The sequence below is a fragment of the Streptomyces roseolilacinus genome (assembly GCF_014649335.1).
GTDB lineage: Bacteria > Actinomycetota > Actinomycetes > Streptomycetales > Streptomycetaceae > Streptomyces > Streptomyces roseolilacinus.
Window position 1 is genome coordinate 48,015 of sequence record NZ_BMSV01000002.1, and the last position, 24,113, is coordinate 72,127.

The 24,113-nt window shown below is 76.3% G+C and carries 20 protein-coding genes; 5 read left to right on the forward strand and 15 right to left on the reverse strand.

What is annotated here, in order from left to right; translation table 11 throughout:
* Nucleotides 1-467 precede the first annotated feature (467 nt).
* Nucleotides 468-1,508 (forward strand): LacI family DNA-binding transcriptional regulator, encoded by a 1,041-nt coding sequence (locus IE106_RS04495; protein ID WP_189530069.1) that lies wholly within the window; start codon nucleotides 468-470, stop codon nucleotides 1,506-1,508.
* Nucleotides 1,509-1,749: 241 nt separating this feature from the next.
* Here IE106_RS04495 and IE106_RS04500 read toward each other — a convergent pair whose 3' ends face one another.
* The 11 genes from IE106_RS04500 to IE106_RS04550 form a co-directional block, all read right to left on the reverse strand.
* Nucleotides 1,750-3,951 (reverse strand): discoidin domain-containing protein, encoded by a 2,202-nt coding sequence (locus IE106_RS04500; protein ID WP_189530071.1) that lies wholly within the window; start codon nucleotides 3,949-3,951, stop codon nucleotides 1,750-1,752.
* Between the two features lie 239 nt (nucleotides 3,952-4,190).
* Nucleotides 4,191-5,477: a JmjC domain-containing protein gene (locus IE106_RS04505; protein WP_189530073.1), complete on the reverse strand. Its 1,287-nt coding sequence runs from the start codon at nucleotides 5,475-5,477 to the stop codon at nucleotides 4,191-4,193.
* The gene (locus IE106_RS30650) at nucleotides 5,474-6,697 is read right to left on the reverse strand and encodes a hypothetical protein (RefSeq protein WP_268255279.1); all 1,224 of its coding nucleotides are present in this window, start codon (nucleotides 6,695-6,697) and stop codon (nucleotides 5,474-5,476) included. Before IE106_RS30650 ends, IE106_RS04505 begins: the two co-directional genes overlap by 4 nt.
* Nucleotides 6,694-9,084 carry a DUF4135 domain-containing protein gene (locus IE106_RS04515; RefSeq protein ID WP_189530075.1) on the reverse strand — a complete coding sequence of 797 codons (2,391 nt, stop codon included), beginning with the start codon at nucleotides 9,082-9,084 and terminating at the stop codon, nucleotides 6,694-6,696. The genes IE106_RS30650 and IE106_RS04515 overlap by 4 nt, the downstream gene beginning before the upstream one ends.
* 88 nt (nucleotides 9,085-9,172) lie before the next feature.
* Nucleotides 9,173-9,328 (reverse strand): hypothetical protein, encoded by a 156-nt coding sequence (locus IE106_RS04520; protein ID WP_189530077.1) that lies wholly within the window; start codon nucleotides 9,326-9,328, stop codon nucleotides 9,173-9,175.
* Between the two features lie 281 nt (nucleotides 9,329-9,609).
* The gene (locus tag IE106_RS04525; RefSeq protein WP_229840030.1) at nucleotides 9,610-11,145 is read right to left on the reverse strand and encodes a peptide ligase PGM1-related protein; all 1,536 of its coding nucleotides are present in this window, start codon (nucleotides 11,143-11,145) and stop codon (nucleotides 9,610-9,612) included.
* 76 nt (nucleotides 11,146-11,221) lie between these two features.
* Complete coding sequence (locus tag IE106_RS04530) at nucleotides 11,222-12,421, reverse strand: acyl-CoA dehydrogenase family protein (RefSeq protein ID WP_229840032.1); 1,200 nt, start codon at nucleotides 12,419-12,421, stop codon at nucleotides 11,222-11,224.
* Entirely contained in the window at nucleotides 12,418-14,010 is a 1,593-nt protein-coding gene (locus IE106_RS04535; protein WP_189530079.1) for an amino acid adenylation domain-containing protein, read from the reverse strand. The genes IE106_RS04530 and IE106_RS04535 overlap by 4 nt, the downstream gene beginning before the upstream one ends.
* Nucleotides 14,010-14,738, reverse strand: a complete 729-nt coding sequence (locus IE106_RS04540) for a thioesterase II family protein (protein ID WP_229840034.1) — start codon at nucleotides 14,736-14,738, stop codon at nucleotides 14,010-14,012. Before IE106_RS04540 ends, IE106_RS04535 begins: the two co-directional genes overlap by 1 nt.
* A 31-nt stretch (nucleotides 14,739-14,769) precedes the next feature.
* Nucleotides 14,770-15,048, reverse strand: coding sequence for an acyl carrier protein (locus IE106_RS04545; protein WP_189530084.1), 279 nt, complete (start codon nucleotides 15,046-15,048; stop codon nucleotides 14,770-14,772).
* The gene (locus IE106_RS04550) at nucleotides 15,045-16,013 is read right to left on the reverse strand and encodes a chlorinating enzyme (RefSeq protein ID WP_189530086.1); all 969 of its coding nucleotides are present in this window, start codon (nucleotides 16,011-16,013) and stop codon (nucleotides 15,045-15,047) included. Before IE106_RS04550 ends, IE106_RS04545 begins: the two co-directional genes overlap by 4 nt.
* 263 nt (nucleotides 16,014-16,276) lie before the next feature.
* Here IE106_RS04550 and IE106_RS04555 point away from each other — a divergent pair, with 263 nt between their 5' ends.
* From IE106_RS04555 to IE106_RS04565, 3 genes are all read left to right on the forward strand, one after another.
* On the forward strand, nucleotides 16,277-17,002 hold the full coding sequence (locus IE106_RS04555; protein ID WP_229840037.1) for a restriction endonuclease: 726 nt from the start codon (nucleotides 16,277-16,279) through the stop codon (nucleotides 17,000-17,002).
* Between the two features lie 93 nt (nucleotides 17,003-17,095).
* A complete protein-coding gene (locus IE106_RS04560) occupies nucleotides 17,096-17,758 on the forward strand; it encodes a ribonuclease H family protein (RefSeq protein ID WP_189530088.1) in 663 nt (220 codons plus the stop codon).
* Between the two features lie 127 nt (nucleotides 17,759-17,885).
* Nucleotides 17,886-18,839: a GNAT family N-acetyltransferase gene (locus IE106_RS04565; RefSeq protein WP_189530090.1), complete on the forward strand. Its 954-nt coding sequence runs from the start codon at nucleotides 17,886-17,888 to the stop codon at nucleotides 18,837-18,839.
* A 3-nt stretch (nucleotides 18,840-18,842) separates the two neighbouring features.
* On the opposite strand, the gene IE106_RS04570 is transcribed toward IE106_RS04565, so the two are convergent.
* From IE106_RS04570 to IE106_RS04585, 4 genes are all read right to left on the reverse strand, one after another.
* On the reverse strand, nucleotides 18,843-19,904 hold the full coding sequence (locus IE106_RS04570) for a chitinase (RefSeq protein ID WP_373295900.1): 1,062 nt from the start codon (nucleotides 19,902-19,904) through the stop codon (nucleotides 18,843-18,845).
* A gap of 158 nt (nucleotides 19,905-20,062) precedes the next feature.
* A complete protein-coding gene (locus tag IE106_RS04575) occupies nucleotides 20,063-20,467 on the reverse strand; it encodes a DUF5955 family protein (protein ID WP_229840039.1) in 405 nt (134 codons plus the stop codon).
* Between the two features lie 11 nt (nucleotides 20,468-20,478).
* The gene (locus IE106_RS04580; protein ID WP_229840040.1) at nucleotides 20,479-22,761 is read right to left on the reverse strand and encodes an AbeC-like domain-containing protein; all 2,283 of its coding nucleotides are present in this window, start codon (nucleotides 22,759-22,761) and stop codon (nucleotides 20,479-20,481) included.
* Between the two features lie 162 nt (nucleotides 22,762-22,923).
* A complete protein-coding gene (locus IE106_RS04585) occupies nucleotides 22,924-23,286 on the reverse strand; it encodes an MmcQ/YjbR family DNA-binding protein (protein WP_189530096.1) in 363 nt (120 codons plus the stop codon).
* Nucleotides 23,287-23,435: 149 nt separating this feature from the next.
* Here IE106_RS04585 and IE106_RS04590 point away from each other — a divergent pair, with 149 nt between their 5' ends.
* Entirely contained in the window at nucleotides 23,436-24,080 is a 645-nt protein-coding gene (locus IE106_RS04590) for a class I SAM-dependent methyltransferase (protein ID WP_189530098.1), read from the forward strand.
* Nucleotides 24,081-24,113 lie beyond the last annotated feature (33 nt).

Below are 24,113 nucleotides of genomic sequence, written 5' to 3' on the forward strand. Positions count from 1 at the left end.
GCCGGGACGGCCCGCGTGCGTTGACACGGCGAACCGCTTTGGCCATAGTTCCGGAGAGCGCTCTCCTCCACGGGTGCCCGGAGGGGAACGGGTGTCCCGGCAGAGCGCACACGGCCGCCGGACGAGGGGGATCCCGGACGGAAGGTGCGCATCCTCAACCGCGGGGCGACCTGGCGTACGGCCGCCGAACCCGCCGCCGGCCCGCGGGAGACGATGCCCGACGGGCCGGCGGGGGTGCGGACGAAGTCTGGGACGAGACGGGCCCCTCGGTCCCACCGCCCCGCAGCCGCCCGACCCCGCCGCGGCCCTCGCGGAGGCGGCCGGGGCCGCGCGCGCCGCACCGGGGGTATCGTCGGGGAGCCGTCCCCGAGCGCTTCCGCGCAGCTGCCGGTGGCCGGTCGCGTCCCGCCGGAGAGCGCTCGCCCTTTGGCTGACGGCGGCCCGCGCACCGCCGGTAGGGTACGGGCATGACCAGACGCGCCCCGACGCTCGAGGACGTCGCGCGGGAGGCGGGCGTCTCCCGCGCGACCGTGTCCAGAGTCGTCAACGGCATCCGCAACGTGGACCCCGCCATCCAGGAGGCCGTACGGGACGCGATCGAGCGGACCGGCTACGCCCCGAACCGGGCGGCCCGGGCACTGGTGACCCGGCGCGCCGAGACCATCGCCCTGGTCGTCTCGGGCGCGCGGGACGACTCCGAGGGCGAACAGGACGCCTTCGCCTCCCGGGTGCTGGCCGACCCGTTCTTCGGGCGGGTGGTCAGCGGGGTCATCAGGTTCCTGCGCCCCCGGTCGATGTACCCGGTGCTGATGTTCGCCGGGACGGACACGGCCCGGCAGGAGGTGGTCGCCTACCTGCGGCAGGGCAGGGCGGACGGCGCGTTGATCTTCTCCACCCACGCCGAGGACCCGCTGCCGGTCCTCCTGGCGTCCGAGGACCTGCCCTGCGTCCTGTTCGCGCGCCCGGCCACGCCGGTCCCCGTCACCTACGTGGACCTGGCGCACCGGGACGGCGCGCGCCTGGCCGCCGAGCACCTGCTCGCGCGCGGCTGCCGGCGCGTCGCCACCATCACCGGTCCCCTGGACCTGCCCGCCGCCCAGGACCGGCTGGCCGGGTTCCGGGAGACGATGGAACGCCACGGCCACCCGTACGTACCCGTGGCGGAGGGCGGGTTCACCGTCGAGAGCGGCGCGGCGGCGATGAACCGGCTGCTGTCGGAGCACCCGGCCATCGACGGGGTGTTCGCCGCCAACGACCTGATGGCGCAGGGAGTCTGCCAGGTCCTGCACGAGCGGGGCCGGCGGGTGCCGCAGGACGTGGCGGTGGTCGGCTTCGACGACTCCGGTGTCGCCGTCTCCTGCCGGCCGCCGCTCACCACGGTCCGCCAGCCGATGGAGGAGATGGCGGCGACGATGGCGCGGCTCCTCCAGGAGGAGATCGAGGGGGCGCGCGACGAGCCCACCGCGGTGATCTTCGACCCCGAACTGGTGGTGCGCGGGTCGGCGTGACCGGCCGGGAGGCACCCGGCGGACGGGCACGCCCGGTTGGTGGGGAACACCCGGCCGGATGAGGGAGCGCCCGGCCGGCGGGGGAGCGCCCGGTCGGCAAGGAGTGCCCGGCGCCGCCCGGTTCCGGGTACGCCGCGGGGCGGAGCCGCCCCCGTGGCTCCCCCCCCCCCCGCCGGCCGGGGACCGGCGGGTCGTCGTCAGGCGTGGGCGCCCGACCGGCCGGCGGCCCGGGAGACACCGGTCAGGGGTACGAGACCACGGTCGACGGGACGGTCGAGGTGCCGGAGGGCACCGTGGAGGCTCCGGTGTCGTTGATGACGTGGCGGTAGTGGCCCATGCCGCCGAGGGACACCACCAGCAGGCTGTGGAACCTGACCCCCGGCCTGACCGGGGCCTTGAAGCCGTGGTGCTGACGGATGGTCGGGTCCACGTTGTAGTTGCAGTAGCTGCCCATGCCCCAGCCCTCGTGGGTGGTGACCGAGTCGTCGACCCGGTAGGCGGCGTACCCCTGGGTGGAGCCGTTCTGGATGGCCGCCTGGTCGGGCGCGTCGTACGCCTTCTCGTTCTGGTAGAAGATCGTGCGGCCGCGTTCGCCGTACCACTCGACGTCGTACTTGTTGAAGTGCTCGACGAACAGGCCGGTCGCCAGCACGTCGTCGCCGTGGACGCGGACGCCGTAGTCGGCCCGGTTGGTCTCCCAGCCCACCCCGTCACCGTGGTCGGCCCGCCAGACCCAGGTGTGGTCGATGATCGTGTCGTCGCTGTTGACCACCATGCTGGTGGTGGCCCTGCCGGGCCCGGCGCCGCCGATGCGGATGTAGACGTCCTGGACGGTGGTGGGGTTGGCGGCGTGGTCGGCGGAGGCTCCCTGCGGCCCGACCTCCAGCAGCGTGGGGGAGTCGACCGGGCCGGCGTCGATGAGGAAACCGGCCAGCCGCACGCCGTCGACGTCGGCGACCCTCATCGCGGTCACCCCGTTGTCGGGGATGATCGTGGCCAGGCCGAGGCCCAGGACGATGGTGTTCGCCCGGTTGACGTCGATGGTCCGGTCGACGTGGTACACACCCGGGGTGAACAGCAGGTGCAGGCCCTGCTCCAGGGCGGCGTTCATGGTGGCGGCGGTCGCGCCCGGCTTGACGACGTAGAACCGGCTCAGCGGGATCGACTCGCCCTGCGGGGTGCCGTTCGCCCAGGTGGTGCCGCGCGCGTGGGTGCGCTTGGCCGGCGCGAAGACCTTGTACTCGTCGCCGTCCACGTAGAGGAACGGCTTCTCGCGGGAGACGGGAGTGGTGTCCAGGGTGGTGTAGCGGGGCTCGGGGAAGCCGGTCGCGGGGGCGCCCTCGACGCCGGAGAAGACCTGGTTCCACACGGAGTTGGACCAGCCGCCGATGGCGCTGTCGCGGGTGTACCACTGCTGCTGCGAGTAGTTGCCGACCTGGCCGTCGATCTTCGAGTCGGCGATGTAGCCGCCGCTGGCCCAGCCGTAGCCGTTCGGCGCGAGGTTCAGCCCGCCCTTGACGTGCATGCGGCGGAACGACGCCGCCTGGGAGACCGCCCACCGGTTGGTGCCGTTCACCGGGTTCAGCGCCAGGTTCTCCGCGGCCCGCCAGAAGTTCTGAGTGGCGTTGCCGTCGAACCAGCCGGCGTCGACGGTCACGTCGCCGTCGATGGTGGTGTCGTCGGGCCGCAGGCCGAGTCCCGCGATCTGGGTGTAGAAGCCGATCTGGGCGTTGATGCCGCGGTACGTGCCCGGCTTGAGCAGGAAGGCGTGGCGGTCGCTGCCGAACTGCGCCGACTCCTGCTTCCTGAACACCTCGTCCAGCTTGACCTGGAGGCCGGGCGTGGAGGGGTCGAAGACGTGCACGTGGGGTCCGAGGTCACCGCCGGGCGTGACCGGGCCGGGGCCGTCGCCGCCGGGGGTGCCGTACACCTGGAACTCCCACAGCGAGTAGCCGTAGCCGGTGGCGCGGGCGGTGCCGTGGACGCGTACGAAACGCGCGGTGCCGGAGACGGCGAGCGTCTCCGTCCCCCCGGAACCCGAGGCGGTCGTGTGCGCGGTCGTCCAGGTGGTGCCGTCGCCGGAGAACTCGACGCGGTACGACCTCGCGTACGCGCTCTCCCAGCGGAGCACGACCCGGCTCACGCTCGCCGGGGCTCCGAGGTCCACGCGGATCCACTGCGGGTCGGACCAGGCGCTGGACCAGCGGGTGCCGTTGTCGCCGTCCACCGCGGCGGACGCGGGGGTGCCGGAGTGCTCCTGGCTGGACGCCGTCACCGGCTTGTCCTGGGAGAGCAGCGCGGGCGCGGCCTGGGCCGCCGGGGCGGGGACGAACGCCGGCAGTGCGGCGAGGAGCGCGGCGACGACCGCCCCGACGAGCGCGTGACGGGGCAGGGCGGTGGGGGTACGGGGTGGTGGGGCGAGGGGGGTGCCGGCGGGTCTCATGGGATCTCCTTCGGAAAGAACGGCGGGAGAGCGCTCTCCGAACCGACAGGTTGGGGGCCGTGAGCCGGAAGGTCAAGGGGGTGCGCACCGCTTTCCTCACGGCACGGCCCGACCGTCGTGAAGGAGCGGCCCGACCGTCGTGACCGCCGTGTGCCGCCCCGCCGACTCGACGCCCGGCGGCGCGCGCTCCGGCTGCCCGAACAGGCGGTGGCGGAGGGCGCGGTGCCGCCGACCGGGCGTCAGGTCCCGCGCCGGAGCGCCCCGAAGCTCTCCAGCCGCACCAGCAGGTCGCGGACGTCGGCCCGCCGCGCGCCCGGCCCGACGGCGGACAGCAGGTCCGCCACCGCCACCGGCACCGGGGCCGCCCCGGACAGCACCCGGACCAGCCGGAGGACGTCGGGGTGGCCGAGCGGGGTGCGGGTGTCGTGCCCGTTCGCCGCGCAGAGGGTGCCGCCGTCGCCGTCCGGCGCCCACAGGACCCGGGAGCGGGGATCGCCCCGCAGGAGGTCCCCGTCGGCCAGGGGGCGCGGCGGCGCGGCGGCGGGTACGGGTTCGAAACCGCCGGCCGTCCAGCGGCGCAGCGACAGGACGGTGACGCGGCGGCGCATCCGGTCCGGGTCGCCGTACGCGCCGAGGGTCCGGACCGCGGCGGTCAGCGCCTCGGGCGGGGACGGCGCGAGGAGGCCGCCGGCGCCGGGGCCGGGCGCGGTGAGGGGGGCGTCCGGGGCGGGCAGCAGGCAGTCCACGCCGCCGCCGGCCAGCCGCGCCGGGTCGAGGTCGGCGAGCAGGTCCTCGAGCTCGTATCCGGCGTGGTGCTCGTCCCGGGGCACCCCGACGTTGACGCTCGTCGCGGGCCCGGCGCCGGCGCCCTCCCCGACGTGGTAGTAGTCGGCCGGCCAGTACAGCAGGTCGCCCGGACCGACCTCGGCGGTGAACGACGCGGCCGTGTGGCGGGCGTAGTCGACCTTGGTGGACACCGGCTCCTCCCACGGCCTGCGCGGCCAGAACCGCATGCGCTTGCGGCCCCGCAGCCCGAACACGAAGGTCGCGAAGCGGTCCTTGTGGACGCCGACCGGGCTGTGCTCGTACGTGCCGTGGAACAGGGTGGTGATCGCCCCGGTCAGCGGCAGGCCGACGGACTCCCACAGTCCGGCGAAGAAGGCGCGCTCCCGGTGCCACAGCGCCGTGTCGAAGGCGTGGAAGCCGTTGACGACCAGGGCGTAGCGGCGGCCGCCGAGGCGGGAGGCGAGCCGTGCGTCGTACGCGTCGAGGGAGCCGTCCCCGGCGGCGGGCAGCAGCCCGTCCGGGGCGTCGCGCTGCACGCGTCCGACGGTGAGCTGCACGTTCGGCGGCATACGGCCGCCCGGGTGCGCGGACCCCCCGGCCCGGACCGCCGCGCGGAACACGTCCGCCGCCTCGAACGGCGCGGGAGCCACGGACCGGAACAGCACCGGCCGCCGGTCCCAGTACCGCTCCGTGAACGTCCTCCAGGAGAACCCCGCCTCCACCGCCACCGGCCCGTTCACCTCGGCGCCTCCCGTCCGGCCACGTCCACGCCCCGCAGGGCGTACAGCTTCTCCAGCAGCGCCACGACGCCCTCCTCCCGGCCCGGACCGGCCAGGGCGCACAGCTCCCGCACGGTCGGCGCCCCGTCCCGCCGCAGCCGTTCCAGCACCCGCTCGCCGAGCGCGCCGCGCAGCGAGAAGGCGTGCCCGTCGACGGCCCACACCCACGACCGCCCGTCCTCCAGCGGCATCCGCACGACGGGTGAACCCGGCCGCACCCGGTCGTCCGGCGCGAGGCGGACGGGGGGCCTCGGGTCCGGTACGGGCTCCAGGGCGGCGGCGCTGGCCCTGCGCGCCCACAGGACGCCCAGGGCGCGGTCCAGCCGGTCCGCTCCGGTCACCTCGCGCAACGCCCTTCCCGCCTCGGCGAGGTGGGGCACGTCGGGCGCGGGGCCGTCTCCGGTGGCGGGCGGGTGCGGCAGGTAGGGCACGCGGTCGTCGCCGCGCCGCTCGTGCAGCATCCCCGCGACGACGTCCTTGACCGCCTCCGTGAGCAGGCGCGGGTCGCCGGGCACGAGCAGCCGCAGCGCCAGGGTGCGCGCCCCGTAGCGCAGGGCGTACGGCCGCCCGGCCGGCCAGTGCAGCAGGTCCCCGGCCCCGGCGGTGGGCGCGGGGCCGCCGGCCGGGCCGTGCGGTACGGCGGTCAGGGTGCCGCGCAGCACCCACACCAGGGTGGAGCGGACGGGTTCGCGGGCCAGGCCGTCGCCGTCGACGGCCCCGTCGCCGAGGGCGAGTTCCGAGACGACCGGCAGCACCGGGTGCCCGACCCGCTCCCACAGCGGCGCGACCAGCTCCCGCACCCCGGCCCACAGCCGGTGGTCGAGCATCAGGGGCTGCTCCACGGCCAGGAGCCGGCCGCGCCCCTCCATCCGGGTGTCGAGCCGGTCGGCGTACCGCGCGGCCGTGGTGTCGCCGGGGCCGGGCAGCAGGTCGCCCGGGGCGCGGATCCGGCCGCCGTCGACGAGGAACCGCACGTCGGGCAGGGCCCGGAACCGCGTCCCGGTGCGGAAGGGCCACGCGGCCTCCACCATCACCGCGTACGCCAGGCGCGGGTCCACGGCGCCCGTCCCGCCCGGCGCGGGCAGCACGACGGGCTCCCGCGCCCAGTGGCGGGCGGCGAAGCCGTCCCAGGCGGCGGCCGAAGCGGCGGCACCGGCCGGGGCGGGGTCCGGGCCGGTCACGGCGCCTGCGGCCGGTAGCGGCGGCGCAGGCGGGCGGCGTACCGCGCGAGCGGTTCCATCCCCAGGTCGCGCCGGCGTTCGTCCACCAGGTCGGGCTGTTCCATGGGACACGGCTCCAACTCCCCTTCCCGCATGCGGAACTTCGTCCCGTACAGCTGCGGCCGGCCCTCCCGGACGCGCAGCGCGTCGGTCACGTACGCCACCTGCCGCCAGGGCAGGTCGCCGTCACGGGCGGCCCGTTCGACGAGCCGGAGGCACTCGCGCGGGAAGGCGAGCGGTCCCTCGGCGTGCTGGACGAGCCGGCAGGCGGCGTCCGCCGCGGCCGGGCCGACGAGGGCGCGCCCCGGCCAGCCGTGCCGTTCCACCACGCCCCGCAGCCAGTGCATCGCGGCGGAGGTCAGGGTGCGCAGCCGCTCCTCGGTGTCCTCGTCGGTGAAGCCGGAGGCGACCCAGCGGGCGCGCAGCGCCGCGTCCACCCGGTCCACGCGCAGCAGCCGGCGCCGCACGTCCGGCGCGGGGGCGGGCCGGACGAGCGGTTCGGCGCGGACCCGGACGGCGTCCCGGTCCCACGCGTAGGTGATCCGGCGGCCCGCCTCCGGCCAGTCGAAGCGGACCTCGCCGGTGTGCCGGTCGGTGAGCCGGACCAGGACGCCCTCGCCGTGCAGGGTGCGCGGTCCCACGGTGTCGTACGCGTACTCGGCCGCGTCGCGCAGCGCCACGCCGAGGCCGGACAGGTCACGCCCCCGCTCGTCGCGCACGGCGGGGGAGGGCGGCCACCCCGGGTGCGGCCCGGCGGGCACGGGGGTGTGCGGGGGGCCGGCGCACAGCAGCGGGCCGCCGGAGGCGGGGCGGAGGAAGTAGGGGACGTCGAGGCCGTCGAGCTGCGCGGTCTCGGCCGGGCCGAAGGAGGCCCGCGCGCCGGACCCCGGGCCGGTCCCGGCGGCCGCCTCGGCGCCGTCCCCGGCGGCCGCCTCGGCGCCGTCCCCGGTGCCGGTGAGGCGGTCGGCGAGGACCTCGGTGTACGCCGCCGTCGGCTTGAGCAGCACGCGGACGTACCGGTCCCGCGCCGCGCGGTCGAGGAAGGCGCGGACGGTGTCGTGGTGGCGGGACATCAGCGTCCACGCGTCGAACATGCCGCGCAGGAAGGCGGGGAGGTAGGGCCCGTACCCGGTGCGCCCCCCGGTGTCGGCGACGACCGTGCGGGTCCCGGCGCGGGCGCAGGGCCGGCGCCGCCGCACCAGCCGCAGGCCGCCGCCGGGGCGTTCGGCGAAGTGGGCGACGGGCCCGTCCACGGTGCACCAGCGGGCCCGGTCCTCCAGGCCCGGGTGGTGGTGGTCGCCGGCGGCGGTGTCCGCGACGAGCCCGGTGTCGTACAGCCTCCGCAGCGGGGTGAGGAAGACCTCCAGGTCGACGGGGTGGAGCAGGGGCTCCCGTTCCCCGGGGCGGGTGCCCGCCAGGACGTTGCCCTCCCCGAGGTCGGCGAGGCCGAAGCGGAACGCGGCGGCGGCGAACGCCCCGGCCCGGTGCCAGAACCGCCGGGCCTGGCGGCGGCCGAGCCGGGTGCCGTACAGCCGCGACGCGGGCGAGCGGCGGATCACGCCCCACTGGGCGGGCGGCTCCAGCCACTCCTGCCAGGTGTACTCCCGCCCGTCCGGGCCGGAGCCGGGGGTGCAGCGCAGCACGGGCAGGCGCACGGCGCCGGACGCGGGCGGCAGGGCGTTGAGGAGGGCGAACACGGAGTCGTCCGGGGCGAGGAAGAGCGGTTCGCCGCCTGCCGGGCGTGGCTTGTACGCGACGCTCCCGCCCCCGCCCAGGCGCACCCGCAGCACCCTGCGCCGGCCGTTGTGGGTCTCCCCGTCCTGCGCTTCGACACCGGTCACGGGCAGGCGCAGGGACGGCCGGTCGAACCAGGGCCCGGCGGCGTCGCGGGCCAGGCGCCGGAGGAACAGGTCGAGGAAGGCCGTCCACCGGGCGCACTGCCCGGCGGCGTCGTAGGGGGCGCCCGCCGCGCAGGCGGTGAAGCACTCCGCCACGAGCGGGCCGAAGAGGGCGCCGTCGGTGACGTCGGGCAGGCCCGGCGCGAGCAGGCCGCCGTGCCGGGCGGCGGCCGCGCGGCACCAGGCGTCGAGGGAGTCCAGGAGCGCGGCGAGCGGGGCGAAGCGGGGCGTGGCGAGCGCCGCGGCGAGGACCGCCGCGTCCGTGTCGCCCGCCGGGAAGCGGTGGTGTGCGAGGGTGCCGTCCTCGCCCGGCCGCAGGACCGGGGGGAACAGCCGCCCGGCGGAGCCCGCCCGTACGGCCTCCACCACCTTCCGGGCGGCGGCCGGAAGGCGCGCGGACGCGTCCCCCGGGCCGGACGGCGGCACCGCGTCCCACAGCACCTCGGTCATGGTGCCTCCCGTGCGGGGTGCCGCCCCGCGGATCGCGGGGCGGCACCCGAGTACCGTGCCGTGGCCTGCGGCGGCCCCGGACGAGCCGTCAGATGCAGTAGACGCGGATGCAGGTCCCGGCCGCCGCCCCGGTGCGGGCGGGGATCTCCTGCTCCAGCTCGCCGATGACGAGGTCGAGCTCCTCCTCACCGGCGGGGCGGGCTTCGAGGCGGGACTGGCCCTCGTGGGTGGTGGCCTGGTTCACGATGGTCCTCCTGGGTCGACGAGAGGCGATCGGAAGTGCCGCGGCGGTCCGGTCGAGCCTAGGTGCCCGCAGGAGGGCGGGACAGGGGTGCGTACGGGCCAGTTTCGGTCAAGTGACGCCCCGTTCCGGGCGCCGGGGCGCGGGCCGGGAGCGGCCCCCGCCCGGGATCGGAGCCGTCGCACCGGGGCGCACGCCCGCGGTCCTCCGGCGGCCCGCCACGCCACGGGCAACGCCCGCCCGGGCGGCCCGCCGCGCCACGGGCGTCCGGCGCGCGCCCGCCGTCAGCCGGCCGCCAGCGAGTCCAGGAAGTCGACCACCTTCCGGAAGCCCGCCTCCGCGCCCTCGCCCGTCGTGTCGACGGCGACCACCCCCAGCTTGCCGAACCCGGGCAGCGCGCCCAGCATGTGGAACACCGCCCCGCGGCCCTCCTCGTGCCGGTACAGCACCCCGTTGCGCGCCGCCGCGTCCAGCAGGCGCCGCGGGGTGAGGGACCGGTAGGCGGGGGACTGCACGCGGTCCGAGGCGACGTAGCAGCGCGGCTCGCCCTCCGGGGTCAGGAACTCCCCGGTCCGCGGCTCGTACCGGCCGCCCGTCACGCCGTGCAGGAACATCAGCGGTGCCGTCCCGCCGCCCATCCGCAGGTTGACCTCCACCGCGTGGTGCCGGAACCCGGCCCCCTCGCGGACCGTCACGAAGTCGACGCTGGCGATGCCGACCACCCCCCGGTCCGCCAGGGCGCGCCCCGCCCGGCCGGCCAGTTCCTGGAGGGACTGCCGGTACTCCGCCCGCGCGGGGAACGCGCACCCGGCGTAGGTCTGGCCCGCCGCGCCCTCGAAGCGCTGGTCCTGCGTCGAGACGACGCGCACCGCGCCCCCCGGGGCGACGTGCACCTGCGCCGACGGCGACACGATCTCCCCGCCCTCCAGGAACTCCTCGACCACGCCGCCCATCGCGGCGAGCTTCTCCGCGTACTCCTCCCACGTGTCGGGCGGGGTCGCGAACTCCACCCGCTCCGGGAGGACCCGGCGGATCCAGTCCTCCGCGCCGCGCCCCTCCGGCACGCCCCGGAAGTCGAACATCGCGTTGCCGCCCGCCCCGAAGCTCTCGTTCAGTTTGATCATCGCGCGGCGCACCTCCGGGTGCGCCGCCCGCAGCGCGGCGAGCGCGCCCACCAGGTCGTCGCCGTCCCGCAGCCCCTCCACGCCCCGCGGCACCGGCACACCCGCCTCCTTGAACAGGGCCCGCGCCCCGCTCTTGCCGCCCAGGTGCGCCAGGTCCGGGTCGCACGCGTACAGCGGCACGCCGAGCCGCAGGGCGAGCTCCCGCTCGTGCGCCGAACCGTTGAAGGCGAGGACGCACGCGTCCAGCGGGTCCGGTACGAGGCCCCGGACGCGCTCCACCAGGGCGGGCCGCCGGAGGATCTTCCGCGTGAGCGGTACGGGCCGGTCGTCCCCGCAGTCGAGGAGGGTGAGCCGGGCGCGGGCCTCCCGCGCGGACACCGACCGGACCAGTCCCAGCGCGTAGTCGACGAGGGGCTCCGGCAGGGGCCGGCTCGTGACGTACACGATCCGCCGCCGCGGGTCCGCCAGGAGGTGCAGGAACGACAGCAGCCGCTCCTCGTAGTGGAGGATGCCGGGGATCTTGTCCATCCCGGCCTGGTCGAGGGTGAAGCTGGGCACGACGACGACCACCCCGGGCGGCCCCTCGCCCGCGCCCGCGCCGTCGGGCCCGAAGGGGGAGCGCAGCCGCAGCTGGAGCCGCTGGAAGGGCGTCGTCCCCTCGTCCGCGCCCGTCCCGCCCTGTCCGTCCCGTGTCACGAGGGCCGTCCTCCTGCCGTGTCGACGACGTCACCAACGGTGATCAGCATGGCAAACACCGGGCCGTGACGGTCCCTCACACGCCCCGTTCCCCGGTGGATTCGTAGATCAGCTCACGCATCAGCTCGCTGGCGCCACCCGCGATCGTCCCCGCCGCCGCGTCCCGGTACAGACGCGCCACCGCGGACCCCTCCAGCAGGCCGCGCGCGCCGTGGAACCGCACGCACGCCTGCGCCGCCGCCACCGCCAGCTCGGTCGACCGCAGCTTCAGCACGGACGCGGTGGCCGTGTCCAGCCGGCCCCCGCCGTGCAGCCACGCGGCCCGCAGCCCGTAGTGCCGTACGAGGTCCAGCTCGGCCGTCAGGTCGGCCACCCGGTGGCGCACGGCCTGCTGGGCGCCGAGCGGCGCGTCGCGCACCCGGTGCGTGCGGACGAACCGGTCCAGCAGGCCGACGCAGTACGCCGCGCCGCCGACCGCGAGGAGCCCGGCGGCCAGCCGCTCCAGGTCCAGCGCCCGCATCAGGTACACCAGCGCCCGGTCGGGCTTCCCGATCAGCCGGTCCGCCGGCACCGGCACGTCGTCGAACTCCACCTCGCACACGTCGGCCGCGTGCCAGCCGGCGAGCGGCCGCGGACGGCGGGTCACCCCGGGCAGGTCCGCGTCGACGACGAGGAGGCTCGCACCGGCCAGGCCGCGGCGCGGCGCGTCCTGCCGGGTCCGCGCCAGCGTCACGTAGAAGCCCGCGCGGGAGCCGTTGGCGACGTGGCACTTGCGGCCCGTGACGCGGTAGCCGCACGGGCCGTCCGCGACCGCCCGGGTGCTCAGCCCGCGCAGGTCCGACCCGGCGCCCTCCTCGCTGATCGCCAGGGCCGCCACCCGCTCCCCGCGGCGCACCGCGGGCAGGTACGCGGCCCGCTGCCGCGGCGTGCCGAACAGTTCGAGGTAGGAGGCCGCCATGTACGCGTGCACCCCGACCGCCGCGCGGACGCCCGCGTACCCGGTGCGCCCCAGCTCCTCCAGCAGGACCGCGCTGTCCAGGAAGCCCGGCCCCGTCAGCGGCAGGCCCAGCAGTCCCGCGTCGCCCAGGGTCCGCCACGCCTCCGCCGGGACGTGCCGCAGCTCCTCCCAGCGGTCCGCGTGGGGGAGGACCGCGCGGGCCAGGACACCGCGCACCCGTTCGCGCAGCCGGTCCTGCGCGGCGGTGAGGTACGGCGCGTCGGCACCCGGCACGGGGTCCGCGCCGGTCCCCGGGGCGGCGGCCTCCCCGGCCGTCACGAGCGGGCCCCGCCCCCGGCGGCCGGCAGCGCGCGCCGGTCCACCTTGCCGTGCGGCGTCAGCGGTAGCGCCGCCAGGAACCGGATGTCGGACGGCACCATGGAGGCGGGCAGCCGGGCCCGGAGGTGCTCCCGCAGCAGCGCGGCGGTGCACTCCGGCGAGCGCGGCACGACGAAGGCCACCAGCGCCCGGCCGCCCGTCGCGGTGGGGACGGTGGTGACGTGGCTCTGCCGGACCTGCGGGTGGTCGTTCAGGTGGTGGCCGACCTCGCCGAGTTCGACGCGGTGCCCGTCGATCTTCACCTGCCCGTCCTCGCGTCCCCGGAAGACCAGGGCGCCGTCCTCGCGCGCGTGGACCAGGTCGCCGGTGCGGTACAGCCGCCGCACCCGCCCGTCGACGTCCAGCTCGACGAACCGCTCCCGGGTGGCGTCGGGGAGCGACAGGTAGCCGGGGGACAGGCCGGGCCCTCCGACCAGCAGCTCGCCGGTCTCCCCGGGCCCGCACAGCCGGCCGTCCTCCCCCACCACGTACGCCCGCGTGTTCTGGACGGGCAGCCCGATCGGCAGGGGCGTGCCGTCGGCGGGCAGTTCCCGCACCGGGTGGTACGTGGCGAAGGTCGTGCACTCGGTGGGCCCGTACACGTGGACGACGCGCCCGGGGCCGTAGCGCCGCAGCGCCCGCGCCATGTGCGGCAGGGAGTGGGCCTCGCCGCCGGTCAGGACGGTCGGCACGCCGTCCAGGACGTCGGGGGCCTCGTCCACGACCGTGTTGAACAGCGCGGTCGTGAGGAACAGCACCGTGACGGAGCGCGCCCGCAGGACCTGCCCCAGTTCGGAGAGGCGGAGGAACGCGGAGGGGTACAGGACGCACGTCCCGCCGTGCAGCAGCGCGCCCCAGATCTCGAACGTCGTCGCGTCGAACGTCACCGGCGCCAGCTGGAGCAGCGTCGTGTGCTCGTCGAGCGGGGCGTACCGGGCGCCGAACACGAGCCGGGCGACCGCGCGGTGCCGGATCGGGACGCCCTTCGGCGTGCCGGTCGACCCGGAGGTGAAGTTGACGTACGCGATGTCGTCCGGGCCGACCGCCACGTCCGCGGCGCCGTCCTCCCCGCCGTCCGCGTCACCGTCCTCCCCGCCGGCCACCGGGGTGACCCGCCGCCCGGGGAAGCGCGCGGCGAGCGCGTCCGGCCGGTCGGTGACCAGCACCTCGCACCCCGCCACGTCGAACAGGTGCCGCAGCCGCGCGCCGGGCCACGCCGCGTCGAACGGCAGGTACGCCGCACCGCACTTGAGGACGGCGAGCAGCGCGGCCACCATGCCCACGGAGCGGTCCACGCACACCCCGGCGACCGCCCCCGGACGCACCCCGTCCGCGCGCAGCCGGCGGGCGAGGCGGTCGGCGAGCCGGTTCAGCTCCCCGTAGCGCACCTCCGTGTCGCCGTGCACCACCGCCACCGCGTCGGGGAACCGCCGCACGGCGTCCTCGAACAGGTCCTTGACGCTGCGGTCGTCGGGGTAGGGGACCGTGGTCAGGTGGTTGATGCGGCGGTGCAGCCCGATCGCCGCGGGCCCGCCCACCGGGGTGTCCATCAGTCGCCTCCCAGCCGTGCGCCGATGACGTCCAGCAGCCACGGGCGGTGGGCGTCGAGGAAGAAGTGCCCGCCGGGCACCTCCAGCACCTCCCCCGCCGCACGGCTGAATCGGGGCCAGCGTGCCGTCTCCGCCGCCCCGTCGACCGGGTCGTCCCGCCCGTACAGGGCGGTGACGGGCGCGGCGAGCCGTGTGCCGGGCCGCACCCCCCACAGTTCGGCGAGCCGCATCTCCGCGCGGACGACCGGCAGGAGCACGCCCATCATCCGGTCGTCCCGGAGCACCTCCTGCGGCACGCCGCCCATCGCGCCCATCGCGTCCCGCAGCCGCGCGTCGGTCAGCTCGTGCAGGTACGGCCTGGCCTGGGGGGTGTCGGGGGTGCGGCACGCGGCGACGAACAGGCGGCGGGTCCGGCCGGGGTGGCGCGCCCCGGCACGGCGCGCCACCTCGTACGCGAGCCGCCCGCCGAAGCTGTGGCCGAACAGCGCGTGCGGCTCGGCCAGGTACGGCCCGAGGACGCCGGTCACCTCGTCGACCAGGGGCTCCCAGTCGGTGTGCGGCCGCTCCCGGATCCGGCTGCCGTGGCCGGGCAGCCGGACGCCGAGCAGTTCGACGCCGTCGGGCACGTCCGGCGCCCAGGCGCGGAACGGGCCGAGGCCGCCCCCGGCGTACGAGAAGCAGATCAGCCGGATCCGTGGCGTGCCGTCGACGGGCCGGAGCCTCGTCACGTGCCGGTGGGCGAGCACCGCGGCCCCGGGGTCAGGCCCGGCCGGGCGCGGAACCCCGCCGGGCGTTGCGCCCGATGGCCGCCGCGATCGCCCGTACGCCGCTGTCGGCGAACAGGTCGTCCGGGGGCAGCGCGTCCTCCCCGTACCGTGCCTCCGCCCGGGCGATCAGCCGGGTCGCGGCGAGGGAGGTGCCGCCCGCCTCGAAGAAGTCGCCGTCCGCGCCGTCGAGGTCCACGCCGAGGTCCCGGCAGGTCGCGACGACCCAGCGCTCGATGTCGTCGGGGGTGAGGGAGAGGGGGGTGTCGCTCATGCGGACCGCCCCGCTTCCCCGCGCACCGGGAACGGGAAGCCCCCGACGGTCCGGTCCACGAACCGGTTGTGCCCGAACCGGTCCGTGCCGGACACCAGGACGTTGCCGAACTTCGCGAGGCTCGCCGAACCGCCGAACTCGTCCAGGGAGTCCGAGTACGGGTAGACCCGCACCGACGTCGGCAGGTACCGCGCGGCGAAGCCGAGGCGCATCTGCTCGGTGCGGCCGCTGTGCGGGAGGGAGGCGTGCATGAGCGTCGACCAGAAGATGACGAACTGCCCCTGCCGCATCACCTGCGGCACGGCCCGCGACTCGTCCGGCCGCCAGTCGGGGTCCTTCTGCAACTGGCGGTAGTCGTAGCCGAAGAAGCCGCGCCGCACACCGTCCTTGTCGACCTTGTTGATGGAGTCGGCGTCGTACTCCATCACCTTCGACTCGTCGTAGTGCATCGTGCGGTGGCTGCCGGGGATGAACTGCAGGCAGCCGGTCTCCTCGGTGGCCGGGGTGAACGCCGTCCAGACGGTGACGGTCCCCCCGAAGCCGGCGTCCTCGGGCCACACGATCTGGGGGTGCTTCGACCCGGCGACGTTGGAGAAGTTGTCCGCCTGGTGCCAGTCGGTGCCCTCGTCGCCCGGGTACTTGGGGAAGAACTCGCTGCGCCAGCACAGCACGTCCGGGCCCAGGACGCTCGCCACCCGGTCGACGATCTCCGGTCGCGTGATGTGCCGCGCCAGGAAGTCGACGTCGAGGTGGCGGTCGTAGTTGGCCAGGTCGGTGGCCCCGGCCACGGTGCGGTCACCGCCGTAGACGGCCTTCCGGGTGTCGAGGAGCTTCGGTCGCAGGGCCCGCAGGTTCCGCTCCATCTCGGACTCTTCGTAGAGGTCGAAGGGGCCCAGGTAGCCGTCGCGGTGGAACCGCTCCGACTCGGCGGGACTGAGCGCGAAGGTGGTGCGTCGCTGTTCCATGGAACCTCCCGTCGTCGCACGAGCAGACACGCGCGTCGCGGCGCGGCCGCGGCGGGTGCGGGTGACAGTGGGGATCTCGGCGGAGCAGCACCGGTCTACCCGAAACGTTCCGTCCACCACAAGGCCACTTCGGGCACCCCGGTTCGTCCCTGGCCGAAACGCGGGAGGCGCCGCCGGAGCGGCGTGCGGGGCGCCGGGGAGGTTTGCGGACGGGGCGCGCGGCCAGGCGGGGTGGTGGTGTGTGTCGGTGGAGGGGGGCGTACGTGGCGGTGGCGGAGCGGGTGAACGGGCGGGGCAGGCGCGCCGGGTGGCGGGACGTGGTACTGGCCGTGGGGCTGGTCGGGGCCGCCGTGGGCGGACTGGCGCTGCTGGCGCGGACGGTGTGGGGCGCGTCGTCCGGGGCCTTCGGCCCGGCGGTGCTGGTCCTCGCGGTCGTCGTCCTCGCCGCGGTGGCCCGCCGGGCGGCCGGCCGGGGCGCGCGGCCGCCGGCGCCCCCGGACGACGGTGTGTCCGTGCCCGCGGCACCGGCCGGGACCCCGGCCCCGGCCCCGGTGGAGGCGGCCGTGCCCGTGCTGGACGGTGACGCCGTCGACCACGAGCAGGTGGACCCGCAGGGCTTCGAGCACACGGTCGCCGCCCTCTGCGTGCGCGACGGCTGCACCCGCACCGAGGTCTCGGGCGGCCCCGGCGACCTCGGGGCCGACGTGGTGGCGACCACGCCGGACGGGCGGCGGCTGGTCGTGCAGTGCAAGCAGTACGCCGCCGACCACCCGGTGGGCTCGCGGGACCTGCAGTGCTTCGGCGGCACGTGCTTCGCCGTCCACGAGGCGGAGGTCGCCGTCGTGGTGACGACCAGCGGCTTCACCGCGCCGGCCGCCGAGTACGCCGCCGCGCTCGGCATCGTCTGCGTGGACGGCGAGGCGCTCGCGGCCTGGACGGACGGGCGCAGGCCCCCGCCCTGGGAGCCCGCCCCGCCTCCCGGTGACTGACGCGGGGACGGGGGAGCGCGGGGTGCCGGTCGGTCGGGCGGGCGTGGTGGGCGGTGGCCGGGGCCGGGCCGCCGGCATGGCAGGATCGGGACAATGACGGAACGGATCATCGCCGCGTGTGACGGGGCGTGCAAGGGGAATCCCGGGCCGGCGGCCTGGGCGTGGGTCGTCGCCGGTACGGACGGGGAGGTGGCCTCCTGGGAGGCCGGCCCGCTGGGCCGGGCCACGAACAACGTCGCCGAACTGACCGCGCTCCTGCGGCTGCTGGAGGCCACCGACCCGGCGACCCCGCTGGAGGTCCGCATGGACTCCCAGTACGCGATGAAGGCCGTCACGACCTGGCTGCCGGGCTGGCGCCGCAAGGGCTGGAAGACCGCGTCCGGCTCGCCCGTGGCCAACCGGGAGCTGGTCGTCGCCATCGACGGCCTGCTGACCGGCCGGGACGTGCGGTTCGTCCACACGCCGGCCCACCGGGTCGACGGCGACCGCCTGAACGCCGCCGCCGACGCGGCCGCCGGCCAGGCGGCCGTCACCCAGCAGCCCGCCGGTTCGGCCGCCGGTTCGGTCCTGCCGCCCCCCGACACCCGCGAACGCCCGGCGGCGCCCCGCCGCCCGCGCGCCGCGACCGCCTCCCGGGGCACGGTGCGGGCGAAGTTCGCCGGCCGCTGCCGCTGCGGCAACCCGTACGCGAAGGGCGAGACGATCGCCAGGAACGACGCCGGCTGGGGCCACCCGGCGTGCGCCGCGGCCTCCTGAGGCGCCGCGACCGGGGGCGGATCCGCGCGGGGGCGGGGCACGGCGGCGCCCCCGCGTCCGGCGGGGCCGCCCCGGACGGGCCGGGAAATCGTTTGCGGGGCGTGCCACCGGGGCCGAGAGTGGCCTGATGCACTCCGAGGACCCCTTCACCGTACGCCCGGCCACCGTCGGTGACGCGCCGCTGATATGCGCGCTGCTCAACGAGATCGACACGATCGAGACCGGCCGGCCCGACACCGAACTGCACGCCGTCGAGACCGACCTCGCCCACCCCGAGGTCGACCTGCGGGAGGACTCCTGGCTCGCCTTCGAAGGCGGCCGGCTCGTCGCGTACGCGCTGGTGTGGGACGACTCCGGCGCCGAGCGCGTCGACACCGACCACTACGTCCTGCCCGGCCACGAAGCCGCCGGCGAGCGGCTCCTCGCGCTGGTCGAGCGGCGGGCCGCCGAGCGGGCGCGGGCCAACGGCGCCTCCCGCGCCGTCCTCCACCTGCACCTCAACGCCCGGCCCACGACCGACCTCGCCATGATGGCGCGGCGCGGCTGGGACCGGGTGCGGCGGTACCACGTGATGACCCGCCCCCTGTCCGACGCCGATCGGGCGGTCCCCGAGCCGCCGGCCGGCCTGGTGCTGCGCGACTGCGCCGACGAGGCGGACCGGCGGCGCGCCCACGCCCTGATCCAGGAGACCTTCGCCGAGCACTTCGACCACCAGCCGCGCACGTACGAGCAGTGGCTCGACGACATCGGCGGCGGCCGCGTCGACTGGTCGCTGGTGTGGATCGCCTCGCTCGGCGCGGACGACGCGGCCGTGCTGTACTCGCGCAACGACCGGCAGAGCATGGCGTGGATCGGCAACATCGGCGTGCGCCGGGCGTACCGCGGCCGCGGTGTCGCCGGCCACCTGCTGCGGCACGCCTTCGGCGCGTACGCCGCGCTCGGCCGGGACACCGTCGGGCTCGGCGTCGACACGCTCAACGAGTCCGGCGCGCTGCGCCTGTACGAGGCGCACGGGATGCGCGCCCACTTCGCCGTGGACACCTGGGAAGTGGTGCTTCCCGCGGTGCCCGCCGGCGTGTGAGGCTCAGCGTCCCTGCAGCGCCCTGACGTTGTCGCCGAAGGTCCAGTTCCTCGAACCGTCCCAGTTGATCGACCACGTCATCAGGCCCTTGAGCCTGCCGCCGTACGCGTTCCACGCCTGGGCGACCGTGCCCGGCTGCATGTGGCCGCCGCCGGCGCCCGGCTGGGCGGGCAGGCCGGGGACCTGCTTGTCGTACGGGACCCGGACGGTGGTGCCCTGGACGACGAGTCCCCGGTCGAGGCAGTCGGTCTGCGCGGTGAAGCCCGCGACCGTGCCCGCCGCGTACGAGTCGCCGGAGCAGCCGTACATGCTGCCGTTGTAGTACTGCATGTTGAGCCACCACAGGCGGCCGTTGTCCGCGTACTTCTTCACGATCGGCAGGTAGGCGCCCCAGATGGAGCCGTAGACGACGCTGCCGCCGGTGACGTACGCGGTCTCGGGGGCCATGGTCAGGCCGAAGCCGGGCGGCATGCGCTCCAGGACGCCGTCGATGATGCGGATGAGGTTGGCCTGGGAGGTCGACGGCCGGCCGATGGTGCCGCTGCCGACCAGGCCGGTCTCGATGTCGATGTCGATCCCGTCGAAGTTGTACGTCTTCAGGATCGGCACGATCGTCTCGACGAACCGGTCGGCGACGGCGGTCGAGTTGAGGTCGATCCCGGCGGTGGCGCCGCCGATCGACAGCAGCACCGTCAGGCCGGCGGCCTTGGCCTCGCACATCTCGGCCGGCGTGGGCACCTTCACGGTGTTGTCCATGCCGTCCTCCCACAGGACGGTGCCGTCCGAACGGATCACCGGGAAGGCGGCGTTGACGACGTTGTAGCCGTGCTGGCGGATGCGGGGGTCGGTGATCGGGGTCCAGCCGAAGGGCGGGTGGACGCCGTTGGCGGCGCCGTCCCAGTTCTCCCAGTAGCCCTGGAGGACCTTGCCGGCGGGCTTCGGCTTGAGGGGGCAGGTGGCGACCGCGGTGGCGTCGCCGACGGGGGCGGGGGAGGGGCGGGCCGCGGCCGCCGGCACCGCCGCGCCGCCCAGTGCCTGCACGAGGCCCGCGATCGCGAGCCCCATGCCCAGAAGCCTTCTCCTTGCGCGAGGTGCCATCTCGGCGTCTCCTTCTTCGGCACGGCCGGGAACCTCAGAGTCTTCTGGTCCAGACCTTTCGTCAAGAGGTCTGGACCAGACTCCGGTCAGTGCGGGCCCGACGCCCCGGCACGCCCGCCGGGGCGTCAGAAGGACTGGGCGGCCTGGGACAGCTCCGCGACGGCCGCCGCCAGCGGCGCCACCGGTTCGGCGAAGGCCGCCAGCCGGTCCAGGGCGCGCCGCACCACCCCCGGTTCGGGCGCCTCCTCCTCCAGTTCCTCGCGCAGCCGGCGCAGCTCCACCCGCGGCGCCTCCTGGTCGGGCAGCTCCGCCCGGTGCTCCTCCAGCAGCCGCTCGACGAGCAGGACCAGCTCGTCGACCCGGGCGTGCTGCTCCGCGCGGGGGGCCTGGACGGCGACCCGGCCGGCGTCCGCCCGGGCGTTCGGGCCCACGGCCTGGTTGCCGACGCTGCTCTGGCCGCCGTACTGCTGCACACCGAAGTTGGACCCCGGGGGCGGCTCGTCGGCGGGCCGCTGGACCTGCTGGGACACGGTTCCCCTCCTCATCGTTCGGCCGTGCCGCCGGACGGCGGACCCGCGGCCTGGGCGGTGGCGGCCTGGGTGGTGGTGGCCTGGGCGGTGGCCGACCCGGCGGACGCCTGGGCGCCGGTGCCGACCGCCTGGTTCCCCACGACGCTCACCCCGCCCGTCTGCAGGACGCCGTGGTTCAGGATCGTCTGGGACTGGGTGCGGAAGTCGGCCGTGTCCACGCCGTGCTCGTCCAGGAAGTCGCGGACGGCGGCCAGGGCGTGCCGGTCGAGGGCGTTCAGCGTCCGCTGCGCGTCCACCCGCTGGAAGTGGTGGAAGTACTCGGGTCCCTGGGCGTCCTCGCGGATGCTCAGCCGCGCGCCCCGGTCGAAGGCGGGGTCCTCGCGGGCCGCCCGCAGTTCGCTGCGCAGCCGGCGCGGCCTGCGGTACTCGGCGAGGGCGTCGGCCAGGCACGACCGGGGCGCCCGCCACAGGGCCCCGCCGGTGCGCCGCAGCGCCGAGGGCAGCAGGGAGCGGCGGCTCCCCGCGGTGAGGGCGGCCGGGGGCAGCAGGTCGACCGCGTGCATCTCGCGCCGTACCGGCCCCAGGACGAACCGCTCGCACCGCAGGTGCAGCGTCCTGCCCGCCACCGCGACGTGCAGGAACTGGCTGGGCACCACTTCGCCGCCCCACAGCGGCAGGTGGCTGACCAGGAAGTGCCGGGCCACCCCGTCCGGGTGCAGCGCGATCTGCCGCACGGCCTCCTCGGGCAGGTGCGTGGCGGGGGCGCGCAGCGGATCGGGGAGCAGCCGGCCGTCACCGGCCAGTTCCCGGCCGCTGACGAACACCCGGTCCTCCACGACGAGGCCCGCCCGGCCGTGGCCGGCGGGCACGGGGATGTCGTCCGCCGTCCTCGCGAGCCGGTGGCGCAGCCGCTCCACCACGTCCCAGGCGTCGAAGTCGGTGACCGCCGCCGGTGCCCGCCGCGCGTCGCCGGCGGCCGGGTCGGCGGGCAGCAGCGGCAGCGACAGCGTCCACTCCGACTCCCGCCTGCCGTAGCCGGCGAACGGCGAGAAGCCGCTGTAGCAGGTGACGTTGCCCCGCTGGGCGTCGGCCACCGCCGCGATCCTGGCGGCCGCCCACGGCTCCACCGCGCCCGGCCTCGGCAGCCCGTTCGGGTCGAACGCGCCGCGCCGCAGCGCACCGCGCATCCGCGCCTCGACGTCCGCCTCCTCGTCGAGCACGGTGCGCAGCGCCAGGCCGGCGCCCGCGACCACCGCGAGCAGCGGCGGCACGCCGTACCCGTAGCCGCCGGTCAGCCAGCGCAGGAGGCCCGGCATCGGCAGCGCCGACAGCGCCGTCCCCATCAGCACGCCCGCGACGAGCAGGAGGCCGGCCGCGGCGGCCGGCCGCCACGGGGACGGGTGCGGCAGGTGCCGCCCCCGCTCGGCCGGGTACCTGCTGCGGGACGTGGCCGCGGCGCCCAGGTACCCCAGCGCCGGCCGGGCGAACAGCAGCCACAGCGGACCGGCCAGCGCGATGACGCCGAACGCCACCGCCAGCCGCCGGTCCCGCTCGCGGCGGAGGCGGCGGGCCGTCAGGCTGTGCCGGGCCACGGGCACCAGGTCGACGCCGGGCGACACGGCGATCGCCCCCAACCGGTCCCCGAGCACGCCCTCGACCACACGGCGGGCGAACGCCGGGTCGGTGTAGGCGGCGGCGCACAGGTAGCGGGTCGCGTCACCCGGCTCGGTGCCGGTCGCGACGGACCGCGGCGGGTCCCCCACGCCAGGGGAGGGGTCGGCCACGGGCGTTCTCCCTTCACGGGTGGGGGACGCCGCCCGGTCCGAGGTGCTTGCCGCCGTGCCCGCCCCGGCGTACACGGCGGCGACGAGGAGGCCGAACAGGACGCCGAAGACCAGGCCGTCCACGAGGAACAAGGCGAGCACCGCCTCCGCGTCCCGGCCGAAGAGGAGGACGGCGGGCGGCCCGTACGTGGCGACGGCCGCCCACGACAGCACCGAGCCGATGACCGAGACGAGCACCCCGGTCCCGAGGGCGGCCGCGAAGCGGACGCCGCGCCCGGCGGGCGCCCCTCCCACCAGCCGGGGCACCAGCAGGGCCGTCCCGGCCAGCAGGCCGACGAAGGCGATGTTGCCCCGCAGGTCCATGGCGCCCAGGTACGGGTCGGAGCTCGGCGACAGCTCCCAGCCGGGCGAGAGGAGCGCGCGCTGGAGCATGGGGAGGAAGCCGCCGTCCGGCCGGAGGCCGAGCAGCGCTTCACGTGCCCAGGGGCTCCCCAGCACCACCAGGAACACGCACAGTAAGACGATTCTGTCCTTGCCACCCGCCCGTTTCACGGCACCCCCCGGAGCTGTCAGTGGATCCGTACTCTAGGAAGCCGGCGGCGGCGTGTCAGCCGATTGGACGACACGGCCGGGGCGGGGCGCCCGGAGCGGCCGCCCCGCCGGTGCGGCGCGTCAGCCCGCCACCACGCCCGGCCGCAGGTCGGGGTGCTGGTCGGCCAGGTGGTCCGGCGCGGCCTGCCGCCAGGAGTCGACGAGGATGTCGCGCAGTTCGTCCGGGCCCTCCAGCGCGGCGAGCCGCACCCGGACCCACGCCGAACCCGCCTCGTGCGGCGGCACCCAGAACTTCTCCGGCTCGGCGGCGATCAGCTCGGTCCGCTCGTGCCGGGGGCAGCGCACGGCGAACGACGTCTGGTCGTCGGGGATCGTGACGTACATCTTCCCCGCCACGCGGAAGGTGGGCATGCTCCAGGCTTCCTTCTCCACCGTCTCGGGGAAGGACAGCGCGATACGGCGGACGTCCTCGGCATCGATCATGCCGCACACGGTAGCCAGCGCCACTGACAGCGTGCACCGCCCGCCGCCGGTTCCCCTGGCCGGGCACCCTTCGCGGGGGGTACGGTCCGGCCTATCGATCAGGGCCCGCCGTCCCGGCGAGGGCCCGTCCGCGACACGGAGGTGAGGGCGTGAACCAGGAGCCGCAGGCCCGCGGCAGGTCCGCCGCCGAGGTCTTCGACGAGGTGGGCGCGCGCTACGAGGAGGCCTTCGCCGACGTCCCGGGCCAACTCGCCGCCCTGGACTGGCTCGTCGGCTCCCTGCCGGCCGGGGCGCGCGTGCTGGACGTGGGCAGCGGCACCGGCCGCCCCACGGCCGAGAGGCTGGTGCGGGCCGGGTGCGAGGTCACCGGGATCGACGTGTCCGCCGAGATGGTGCGGATCGCGCGGGAGCGGGTGCCCGGCGCTCGCTTCGAACAGGCCGACGTACGGACCTTCGAGGCACCGGAGGGCGGGTACGACGCGGTGTGCGCGTTCTTCCCGCTGCTGGTCATGGACCAGCCCGAGGTGGCCCGGTCACTGACCCGGGCGGCCTCCTGGGTCGCCCCGGGCGGGGCGTTCGCGATGGCCACGGTGCCCGGTGACATCAGGGGGCTGGACATCGTGTGGATGGGCCACGAGGTCACCGTCAGCAGCCTCTCCGCGCAGGACCACCTGAGGCTGCTGGAGGAGGCGGGGCTGCGGGTCGTCCACCACCACACGGCCGTGTACCGCCCGCGCGGGCGCGACGCGGAGCCCGAGGAGCACCTCTACGTCCACGCCCGGCGCCCCGCCTGACGCACGCGCCGCCCCGCCGTCCGGTGAGCGGAC